Below are 9,999 nucleotides of genomic sequence, written 5' to 3' on the forward strand. Positions count from 1 at the left end.
ACCAATTAAGAATAAGGATAACAGCATACAGCCCCATGAATGACTGCCCCGGGTCAACTTTCCCCGTGTTTTGGAGAAGATTTTCATGCCCGCTTTGCCTCTGGCAGCGGACGTTTATTTCCAAACATATTTTCCTGATCATCGCGGTGTTGATTCGTTCAGCCTGACACTCTCAAATCGATACTGAGCGCGAACGGAGCACCTGGATAATGGTGCGCTACCTTTAAGCTATGCTCCTATCCTCCAACACCCAAGCATGCTCAAAATGCGGCCAATGACAGGTTGATTGGTTGGCAATACCTCCCTGTGCAAATAACAGAAATCGGACATAAGCTTGCTACGTAGCAACTTTTTTCCAAACCAAAGTTGCTACGCGTAGCAAGTTGGGACACATGAAGGTGCTTTACAGGCCATTGTTTTAAAACGATTAAAAAGTACGTTTTTGCCAAAACCGCAGAAAACAGCGATTTAAGGTACTATAGTACGCAGAAAAAAAGCCCGTAAACCTGTGTTTACGAGCTTTTTTATAATGGCTGGGGCGGTAGGATTCGAACCTACGATGCACGGCATCAAAAGCCGTTGCCTTACCACTTGGCTACGCCCCATTATTTTCGCGTTGCGGAGGGGAAAATAAGCGGTTCTGCTTTTTCGTGCAAGGGGGAATGACATAAAAATGATGCTTTCTTGGGAATTCTTCTTAAATACTGAAAATACACAAGAATTAAGACACCTTGGGGCGGAGCGTGTGACAAAATCGGCGCCCTAAGGGCAAAAACGATAAGGAAAGGCACAATGGAGCAGCAATTTGCATCTGATAACACCGCAGGCGTCTGCGCAGAAGCCATGGAGGCTTTTGTACGCGCCAACGAAACCGGGCATGAAATATCCTACGGCGACGACAGTTGGACGCAAAAGGTGTGCGACCGCATCCGCGCGCTGTTTGAAACGGATTGCGAAGTCTTTTTTGTGTTTAATGGCACGGCGGCCAATTCCCTGACTTTGGCCGCCATGTGCCAGTCCTATCATTCCGTGATCTGTTTGGAAAAAGCCCACATCGAAACCGACGAATGTGGCGCGCCGGAATTCTTTTCTGGGGGATCGAAGCTGCTCACCGCGCCCGGCCAAGACGGCAAGCTGACCCCGGGCGAGATTGAGCATCTGGCGACCAAACGCACGGACATGCACTACCCCAAGCCCAAGGCTGTGTCGCTGACCCAGGCTACCGAGCTTGGTACCGTCTACACCGTCGAAGAGATCCGTGCCATTGCCGCCATGGCCAAGCGGCACTCATTATATATACACATGGACGGCGCGCGCTTTGCCAACGCCGTGGCGCATTTGGGTGTGAGCCCGGCCGATGTGACGTGGCGCGCGGGCGTGGACGTGTTGGTCTTTGGCGGCACCAAAAATGGTCTGCCGGTGGGCGAGGCGGTGGTCTTTTTCAACAAAACCTTGGCCCAAGATTTCCAATACCGCGTCAAGCAGGCCGGACAATTGGCGTCCAAAATGCGGTTTATTTCTGCACCTTGGCTGGGTTTGCTGAAGGACGATGTGTGGCTGAAAAACGCCGCCCACGCAAACGCCATGGCGCAACGGCTGTATCACCGCATCAAAGACGTGGTGGGTGCGAAAATCCTTTTCGAACCGCAAGCCAACGGCGTGTTTGTCGAGCTGCCGGAACCTGTGCGTAACGGCCTGTGGGACAAAGGCTGGAAGTTTTATACCTTCATCGGTGACGGGGTATGTCGGTTCATGTGCGCATGGGATTTGCGCCCGGAAACGGTGGACCGCTTAGCCGATGACATTGAAGCGTTGAGCCGCTAAGCTACTGCAATCGAGATCAAATCGAGATGGGAGTGCGTTGATGATCGATCTTTACACCTTTGGAACGCCCAACGGCAAAAAGGCCTCTATCATGTTGGAAGAGGTGGGGCTGGCCTATAACGTCCACATCATCAACATTATGAAGGACGACCAGTTTGCTCCGGATTTTCTGAAAATCAGCCCCAACAATAAGATTCCCGCCATCGTCGATCCAGACGGTCCGGGGGGCGAGCCTTTGGCGCTGTTTGAATCCGGTGCGATTTTGATTTATCTGGCGGAAAAATGCGCACGCGAAGACTTGTTGCCGACTTCGGGGGCTGAGCGCTACGCTGTGATGCAGTGGCTCATGTGGCAAATGGGCGGCTTCGGTCCGATGCTGGGTCAGGCGCACCACTTCTTGAAATTCGCCAAAGAAGACGTGCCTTATGCCAAAAAACGCTACGGCGCCGAAACGGCGCGTTTATATAAAGTGTTGAATGCGCAGTTGGCGGATAACGCATTTATGGCGGGCGACGTGTTTTCCATCGCCGACATTGCCACGTATCCGTGGGCGGACCGCCATCCGTTCCATCAGATCGATTTGGCCGACTATCCCCATGTGAAGCGCTGGTATGATAAAGTGTCCGCACGCGAATCTGTGGAAGCGGGTATGAACGTGCCGACCCCGCCGCCCCAGGCCTAAGGTGAACGAAAAGCGAGACGAAACGTGAGCAATCTAGAACGCGATACAGTCAAACGGGTGCGCAAAGCGCTGTTGGAATTGGAGCTTCCCGATACAATCCGCGAGCTCCCCTCAACCGCACGCACGGCTGCTGACGCCGCCGAAGCTTTGGGCGTTGAGGTTGGGGCTGTGGTTAAAACGAAGGTCTTCACCATTGGGCCACGGTACGTTTTGACCTTTGTCTCCGCCGAAAATGAATGCCAACCCGATCAATTGCCCAAGGTTTTTGGCCTAGACGGCGATGTGGTCAGCCCGGCGCAAGACTTGATCCGGGCTGTAACCGGGTTTGAGTTCGGCGCCGTCGCGCCCCTAGGATTGATGGCCCCATTGCCCATCGCCATCGACGGGACACTGAAAAAGCACGACAAGCTCTATGTCGCTGCGGGTCACACCCACGTTGTGTTTGAAACCACGGCGGATGAACTCAAAACCATCACCGACGGCATGGTGTCGTATGCCGTGGCGAAAGCTCCGACAAAGACCGAGACTTCGGCCCCCCAAAAGCCTGAAGTGAAGCTTGAAGCCAACCGGGAAGCTGAGCCCGAACTGAAGCCCAAATCCAAAGAGATCGGCCAAGCGTCGGCATCGATTCCCAAGCGTGTGAAACAGACCTAAAATACCTGCTTGATCCCAGCCCCATAGACGTTTATGAAAGGGGCGTTCGGAGCCACCGAACAGCCGTCAAAGCCCGCTTTGGCGTCACCGTGGACAGGTGGGTGAGTGGCTGAAACCAGTGGATTGCTAAAATTTCAAGCAACCCAAATTCAGCAATAAAATCAATAACTTAAAAAGTCAAAAATAACTGCGCACTAACTGCGCATTTTGAGCGGTGCGCGCTTTCGCTCAATGCATTTTCTGCAATATTTTATGATGCAGTGCTTACCAGAGGATTTTATTATTCAGCGATAGGTTGCGTCAGAGCGTGTGATTTTTGGAGCTCCCATCTTATTCTTTGCAACAAGAAACTTTATTGTCTTGATGTCTGTGAGGTTTTTAGGTCCCAGCTTTACTTCTTGAATGGCGGGCAATAAAGCCCTTGCTAATGGCATTTCAGCTAACGGAAGTTTGCACTGAATTGAGGGGGTGATTTTTTCTCGTGACGCTCTAAGAGTGATGTCCTGTCGGTTAGGGTCATAATAATCGTAATCGCCAGCGAGAGCCTCGAGGCCTGTTTGGCTTTTTTTGAAATTATGCTGAATTAACCGCCATTCTTTTTCTTCACCAAAGGCTGGGTTTTTTGCCTGAAACGACATTGCAGCCAACCTAAAGACGCTCGTAAACATGTCATTAAATGCGGCTTCCCTTTTTTCTTTTTCTTCTTTTGTGGGCGGTCCTGTTAACAGCCCTCCCAGGTCGTGCCCATGTAATAACGCCCCTCTCTCCAGGCAGTCTTTGATCTTCATTATCTCATCATTACCACCAATCAAATTCAGTTGATCATTTTTGGTGTACATTACTTGCGATAATAAGTTAGGCCCGTTGCCACCTAACAATCCTTCTAAAAAGGTTTTATTAAAGCCGATTGCAACTCCATGACCATCATCAGCATACCCCCTCCATTGACTGAGAAGGTCTGGTTCTTCTGAAAGGCAGAAAGCAAATGCGTTATAACGTTCTTTAATAGAATAAATTTTTTTTAAAAATTCAGAGGCGTCCAAACTGGATATTCCGCATTCTAATAAGGCGTCTCGAAGTACGTGTTCAAGTAGCCATTTGCCTTCCATGTAATCGTTAGATTCGGATATTTCGTTTAGCAATAGCTCCTGAGTTTCTACGATCGATTTGAATGCCGTATTTGAGCAATAGTGCCACAAAATATTTTGTTCGCTCATATCGTCTCCAATAATTATCTATGCCACTACTGAGAGCCTATCACGCTACTCAAATCTTTCCCATATATGGACATATTCTATGAGTACAGGGACCAGTGGACGATTAATCCACTGGTCGCGTGATAAAGCCTGTTTTTCAGCTTGTAGGTAACACCATAATTGGCTATTAAAAGCACGCTTTCGACGGCATTTAGTGCGCATTTTGCTGCGCACTATAAATTAGGGGGAGATTAGCACCCTCTAAGTCATTGAAATCATTGTGGACAGGTGGGTGAGTGGCTGAAACCAGTGGATTGCTAATCCGCCGTGCGGGGTAAACCCGTACCGAGGGTTCGAATCCCTCCCTGTCCGCCAGATTATCATTTGCGCACGTTCGCAGGTGTTCGATAAACCCCCGGTTTTCCGGGGGTTTTTTCGTTTCTACCCTCCGCACCTATTCGCTGGCATTCGCCAAAATCCGTGTTATAATTGTGGGTAGAGTTGGGGGTAAGTAGTATGGCGGACCATTCTTTAAATAAACTATCAGCCCGTGGGGTAGCCTCGGAAACAAAGCCGGGGCGCTATTCTGATGGCGGTGGCCTGTACCTTCAGGTGAGCAAGGCTGGCGCGAAGAGCTGGCTGTTTCGATATATGCTGGAGGGCAAGGCCCGTCAGATGGGCTTGGGCTCCCTTAAAACAATATCTCTCAAGGATGCCCGAGAAGAGGCCCTAGAGTGCCGGAAGCTGCTCAGGGATGGAATAGACCCCATCGATGACCGCAAAACCAAGCGTCAAATGCTGCGACTGGAGAGCATATCCACCATTACTTTTAAGGAATGCGCCAATCAGTACATCACCAGCCACAAGGCGGGCTGGCGAAATCCCAAGCATGCGGCGCAATGGACGGCCACACTCGAAACCTATGCCTATCCGGTTTTTGGTGATTTGTCGGTACAGTTGATTGATACCGACCATGTGATGAAGGTGCTCGACCCTATCTGGCATACCAAGTCGGAAACGGCGAGCCGGGTGCGTGGCCGGATTGAGGCCATCTTGGATTGGGCAACGGCGCGGGAATATCGCAAAGGGGAAAACCCAGCGCGTTGGAAAGGGCATATCTCTAATCTGCTTCCCGCTCGTTCAAAGGTGCAAAAGACGAAGCACCATACCGCACTGCCATTTGATGAAATCGGGGCCTTTATGGAAACCTTGCGCAAGCGTGATAGCGTTTCGGCCAAGGGACTGGAGTTTCTCATTCTGACCGCAGCGCGTACAGGTGAGGTGATTGGGGCTACCTGGAATGAGATCGACCTTGAAAGCAAAATCTGGACGATCCCAGCCGACCGGATGAAGGCTGACAAAGAGCACCGGGTTCCGTTGTCAGATGAGGCAATGGTGATTTTGCTCGAAATGGAAAAACTCAAGGTGTCCGAGTTCGTCTTCCCCGGCTCGCAATCGAAGCGTCCACTGTCCAACATGGCGTTTTTGCAATTTATGAAAAAAGGAATGAAGCGGGGGGACTTAACCGTTCACGGTTTCCGCTCAACTTTCCGCGACTGGTGCGCGGAACGCACAAACTATCCCAATGAGGTGGCTGAGATGGCATTGGCGCATACGGTGGGGGATAAGGTTGAAGCCGCGTATCGTCGGGGAGACCTCTTCGAAAAACGCCGTCGCCTTATGCGGGATTGGGCTCAGTACTGTGCAGTAAAGGAAGAGAAGTCAGGCAACGTGGCTTTTATAGGAGAGACTGTCTCATGAGTATGGACGAGGATATGAAACGTTTGATGCTTCTGCTTATGAAACACCATGGCTGTGATGAGGAATATGCAGGAGATGTTGCTGCTGCATCCTTTCTTGCTGATGGTGAAGTTGAGCCTCTCCTTAAATGGCTTGAGGCTGATGACCGACTAACCCCAATACTTCGCAAAGCATTGATTGCTGTTTTAACGCCAGGAACGCGAGAGGAAATGAAAACAGCTTATCAACTTGTGCCTAAGCGCCGAGCTGCCAAAAAGGGAGCTCCAAAGGATCGACTGCGGAAGTTGGTTAGAGATGGAATGGTTGGGATTGGGGTCGCCCAACTTATTGATGAGTATGGGCCAGGGGGGTATGAGGCTGCAATTGAAGACGCAGCTAAGATTTCTAATGTCAGTAAAGGCACTGTTACAAACGCTTATACAAAAATGAAAAAATACCACTCTAAAAAAAGCTGATTTGTTTAAAGTATCATCTGCAACATTCACTAGTCAGTGTGTGCTCTGATTCATGCGCGTTCATTGTTGGCCGCTGACTGGAGAAACACATGACAAATTTTCTAGCATTTGATGGCATTCGCCCTGTGAATTGGCGTGTAAACGACTTCTGCCGTGCGCATGGTATTGGGCGTACGTTTTTTTATGAGCAGGTGAAGCTAGGCAAAATCTCAACGATCAAAGTTGGTAATCGTACACTTGTGCCAGATAGTGAGGCCTTGGCTTGGCAAGAGCGCAATATGGAGACGCGCAAATGAGCAAGCTCAAAGAAGCTGCTCTGAGTTATGCCAAACATGGGTGGGCTATTTTCCCATGCAAAAAAGACAAAACGCCTTACATCAAGAGTTGGCAAACGAAAGCAACAACAGACCAAAAGCGTATCAATGCATGGTGGGATAAATGGCCGAATGCGAATATCGGTTTTGTTCCAGCTGAACAGAACATGTTAGTGCTCGACTGTGACCCCGGCCATGAATTCGATGAGCTTGAAGAAAACATAGGTGAAGTACCTGAAACCAAACTTGTGCAATATACGCCACGTGGTGGACGGCATGAGTTCTTTCAGTTGGGCGAAGGCGAAATCGTACCACCATCCGCTTCTAAACTCGCGCCTCATGTTGATGTTCGTTCATCCAATTCTTACGTATTGCTGTCCCCATCAGAAACTAACGATGGAAAATATGAATGGGACGTCGATCCTCGTGATGGTGATGTTAAGCCAGCCTATCGTACTGATGGGATGATCGAAAAAACTTCGGAAGTACATGGGCGCTCCGAGGATCATGATACTTGGTTGATAGAACCTGATCTCACCGAGAATGTAGAAAAATGTGTGAAGTGGCTTGAGGAAGAGGCAAAGCCAGCAATAGAGGGACTGGGCGGGGACAACCTTACAATAGCCACTGCGATGATGTGTAAGAGCTATGGCATTAGTCAGGAGCGTGCGTTCGATCTTTTGTGGGATCACTGGAACGACAGGTGTGAGCCCCCTTGGGATGCTGATGATTTGGAGCTCAAGATTTCTAATGCCTATAGCTACAATTCTAGTCCACCAGGAAATAAAACTGGAGCGTATAAGAAGGCTAAAGCAAAGGCGCTGTTTTCAGTGGTATCACGTGATTCCAAGGAAGAGGCGACTGAAGGGCCGACACTTCTTGAAGCAATGCAAGCCGCTTTAGGAAATGAAGCTGCTTCATATGCATCCATACCGTTATTTAGCCTTGATGATTTGGAGAACTTGCCTCCACCGGAGTGGGATATCCAAAACTTAATAGGGCGTGGAAAAATTGGAATGATCGTTGGCCTGTGGGGCCATTACAAATCGTTTGTTGTTGCAGATCAGATTGCATATTTGACCACAGGTAAAAGCTGGCCTGCGTTATCGGATGACAAATGCAAACAGTATGATGTGCCAGAGCCACGGCGTGTTCTCTACATTGCTGCTGAAGGTGATCCTGTTAGCTTTGGTGAACGTATCTTGGCGGCTGTTTCAAACAATCCGAACATTGAGCTTACGCTGGTTAAAAAGAATTTACGCATTACGGGTGCCTCAGCTCCTCTTGATACGGTCCCTGGTCAGGTTGCTATCGCAAATGCAATCGAGAATTTCACGGAAGATGTTGGCGGTGCTCCAGAGGTCATATTTTGCGATACCCTTGCTAAATCGATGGCTGGCGAAGAAAACTCCAACACAGATATGGGGACTGTGCTTAGAGTTGCTGGAGCTGTTCAACAGAGCTTGGGCTGCACATTTGTTTTCGTTCATCGCCAGGGTAAGGACAAGAAAGATAAAACTGGGAGAGGCGCATCGGCGCTCCCCGCAGGCCTTGATTTTATCATTCATGTTAAGGGGAATGAGCAAACAAGAGTGGCGACAGTGAATGTGGAAAAGCAAAAGGATGCTCCAGCAGAAAAGGGCATCATTTTGCAAGGGAGGCCTGTCAAAAATTCATTGGCATTTTCCCGTGTCGCCAACACTCTACCTAACAAAACCGATGCTACAAAAAGGCTCAGTTTTGAAACGCTTGTAAATATCATTGAAGATGCAGATGGCGGCATGTTGTCCACAAGCCAACTGGCTCGATCATTAGCCAAGCTTATAAACAGAGATTACGAAGAGCTTGATGATGAAGGACAGAGGAAAGCAAATGATAAAGCACGGGTGTGGGTAAATCGGAATATTCTGAATAGCCAAAGTTCTGATGCTGTCAGGTTTAAGGACCGTTACAAGATTATGCATCGTGGAAAACCAATGTGGCGTAAAAGGATTGCCGATGAAGATTAGAGATTTGACGCAAATGAATGGATGGAAACTGGATGAATTAATATCATCCGTTCATTGGGGCAAATTTATTATCTAAAACAGATAGTTAATGGATTGGTCTAATTTTGGATGCTGAAAACAAGACATGGATGGACGCGCCCCCTCTTTAGGGGCGTCCAGTGTCCATAGGTAAAAGGGAATTAGTTGATGCGTGTTAAAAAAGGAAAGAAATCAGGCCTTCCAATTTTTCGCTATCGCACTCCAAATGGCGGCAAAGTTGCTACGTGCGGTAAGTTTACGGCGATGGATCGTCTTGCGATGGAATATCCCAATGCAAAGGATTGGAAGCTTATTAAATGATGCATAATTTGACATGGCCAATTGAAACGTTATGGAATTATCCTGCATCTTAGAAACTGATTCACATCAGATAGATAAGAAAATTTATCCCACACAGATCAGTGCGCAGTGACCGACAATATCCTACATAGTTTGTGTTTATGAGAATCTAGTTTGGGGAGAGGTGATCTATGGAATTGAGAACTCCACTAGCTCCTTGCATCTCATTACAGCAGCTACCCAAAACATCAAAAATCGACGTCCAATTCTTCGTCAGGATCATCGTATCCCTTGAGTGAAAATTTAATAACTGATTCACCTAGAACTTTAAGTAATTCGTCGATTGTCTGTTCTATATTTTCCTCTTCGACTTTGTAGCTATCAGAACCCTCTACAGAAAGAGATGAGTCGAATATCGTTTCATTCAAAAAAGTTACTTTGTATGCCAGCATTTTTCTGAATATAGGATCACTTGAAACTGCAGCGACTAGGCGCTTGTCTTTGGTCCATCCCCGGCGAACAGCTTCATACATTGGCAGCCAATTCTCGCTAAGGATGCCCGTAGACTTATAAACCGGTCGCCATTTCCATTCATCTAAGGGAAATGGGAGAATTTTTCTTTCTCTGAGTAGCCCCATGATCGTAAAGACAACAGCATTCGGAGGTGTCCCAAATTTCGGCAAGTCGACCTTTCGGAATTTGTAACCAATAAATCCACCGACTAGGAGGCACCAAACAACTTCGGAATGATTGTCGTGAGCCAGATGTCGCCTAATCGTATGGTAA

General features: G+C 48.4%; 10 protein-coding genes and 2 tRNA genes. 9 read left to right on the plus strand and 3 right to left on the minus strand.

Annotated features, from left to right (window positions below):
* Positions 1 to 530: 530 nt before the first annotated feature.
* Positions 531 to 605: transfer RNA gene (locus V5T82_RS17875), tRNA-Gln, on the minus strand.
* Between the two features lie 187 nt (positions 606 to 792).
* Here V5T82_RS17875 and V5T82_RS17880 point away from each other — a divergent pair.
* From V5T82_RS17880 to V5T82_RS17890, 3 genes are read left to right on the plus strand one after another with little or no spacing between them, the layout of a single operon-like run.
* On the plus strand, positions 793 to 1,824 hold the full coding sequence (locus V5T82_RS17880) for a threonine aldolase family protein (RefSeq protein ID WP_332897039.1): 1,032 nt from the start codon (positions 793 to 795) through the stop codon (positions 1,822 to 1,824).
* 40 nt (positions 1,825 to 1,864) lie between these two features.
* Positions 1,865 to 2,506, plus strand: coding sequence for a glutathione S-transferase family protein (locus tag V5T82_RS17885; protein WP_332897040.1), 642 nt, complete (start codon positions 1,865 to 1,867; stop codon positions 2,504 to 2,506).
* Between the two features lie 24 nt (positions 2,507 to 2,530).
* Positions 2,531 to 3,160 carry a YbaK/EbsC family protein gene (locus tag V5T82_RS17890; protein ID WP_332897041.1) on the plus strand — a complete coding sequence of 210 codons (630 nt, stop codon included), beginning with the start codon at positions 2,531 to 2,533 and terminating at the stop codon, positions 3,158 to 3,160.
* Positions 3,161 to 3,444: 284 nt separating this feature from the next.
* On the opposite strand, the gene V5T82_RS17895 is transcribed toward V5T82_RS17890, so the two are convergent.
* Positions 3,445 to 4,377, minus strand: a complete 933-nt coding sequence (locus V5T82_RS17895; protein WP_332897042.1) for a DUF2971 domain-containing protein — start codon at positions 4,375 to 4,377, stop codon at positions 3,445 to 3,447.
* Between the two features lie 261 nt (positions 4,378 to 4,638).
* Here V5T82_RS17895 and V5T82_RS17900 point away from each other — a divergent pair.
* From V5T82_RS17900 to V5T82_RS17925, 6 genes are all read left to right on the plus strand, one after another.
* Positions 4,639 to 4,731, plus strand: a tRNA-Ser gene (locus V5T82_RS17900).
* 141 nt (positions 4,732 to 4,872) lie between these two features.
* Positions 4,873 to 6,117, plus strand: a complete 1,245-nt coding sequence (locus V5T82_RS17905) for a tyrosine-type recombinase/integrase (RefSeq protein ID WP_332897043.1) — start codon at positions 4,873 to 4,875, stop codon at positions 6,115 to 6,117.
* Complete coding sequence (locus tag V5T82_RS17910; RefSeq protein ID WP_332897044.1) at positions 6,114 to 6,572, plus strand: hypothetical protein; 459 nt, start codon at positions 6,114 to 6,116, stop codon at positions 6,570 to 6,572. The genes V5T82_RS17905 and V5T82_RS17910 overlap by 4 nt, the downstream gene beginning before the upstream one ends.
* A gap of 89 nt (positions 6,573 to 6,661) precedes the next feature.
* Positions 6,662 to 6,868 (plus strand): helix-turn-helix domain-containing protein, encoded by a 207-nt coding sequence (locus tag V5T82_RS17915; protein ID WP_332897045.1) that lies wholly within the window; start codon positions 6,662 to 6,664, stop codon positions 6,866 to 6,868.
* The gene (locus V5T82_RS17920; protein WP_332897046.1) at positions 6,865 to 8,895 is read left to right on the plus strand and encodes a bifunctional DNA primase/polymerase; all 2,031 of its coding nucleotides are present in this window, start codon (positions 6,865 to 6,867) and stop codon (positions 8,893 to 8,895) included. The genes V5T82_RS17915 and V5T82_RS17920 overlap by 4 nt, the downstream gene beginning before the upstream one ends.
* 186 nt (positions 8,896 to 9,081) lie before the next feature.
* Entirely contained in the window at positions 9,082 to 9,234 is a 153-nt protein-coding gene (locus V5T82_RS17925) for a hypothetical protein (protein ID WP_332897047.1), read from the plus strand.
* Positions 9,235 to 9,461: 227 nt separating this feature from the next.
* Here V5T82_RS17925 and V5T82_RS17930 read toward each other — a convergent pair.
* On the minus strand, positions 9,462 to 9,999 hold a 538-nt coding region (locus tag V5T82_RS17930; protein WP_332897048.1), incomplete at its 5' end, for a hypothetical protein.

The organism is Magnetovibrio sp. PR-2, from assembly GCF_036689815.1.
Classification (GTDB): domain Bacteria; phylum Pseudomonadota; class Alphaproteobacteria; order Rhodospirillales; family Magnetovibrionaceae; genus Magnetovibrio.